Origin of the sequence: Pseudomonas sp. E6002 (assembly GCF_013385565.1) — a bacterium.
Lineage (GTDB): Bacteria > Pseudomonadota > Gammaproteobacteria > Pseudomonadales > Pseudomonadaceae > Aquipseudomonas.
On record NZ_JACAPT010000076.1, the window covers coordinates 1 to 447 of the forward strand.

The window sequence follows — 447 nt, forward strand, 5'->3', positions numbered from 1 at the left end:
CGGGTTTGATGGGCGCCGCACCGCCTATGCCTACGACCTCGCCGGGCATCTGCTGGAAAAGACCGAATACGGCGATGACGGCAGTCAGTTGGTTACCGGTTATGCGCGCGATGCTGCCGGTCGCCTCGTAAGAAAAACCCTGCCCGACCGCAGCATTGTCGATTACACCTACGACCGCCTCGGCAATCTCCTCAGCGTCGACGACGGTCATTGGCCGCTGCATTACGAATACGACCTGCAAAACCGCCTCACCGCCGAACACCAGGGCTGGGGCACGTTGCGCTACCGCTACGACGAATGCGGGCAACTCAACTACCTGCGGCTGCCAGACAACAACCGCCTCGCCTTCCACCACGACAAAGGTGGCGACCTCGCCACCGTCGAACTGAATGGCAGCCTGCTCACCTCGCACCTGTTCAAATCCGGCCGCGAACACCAACGCCAGCA

At 61.7% G+C, this 447-nt stretch carries 1 pseudogene; it reads left to right on the plus strand.

The annotated features are described in order from the left end of the window. Nucleotides 1-447 (plus strand): annotated as a pseudogene (locus HX815_RS31490) (type IV secretion protein Rhs); the annotation flags it as partial.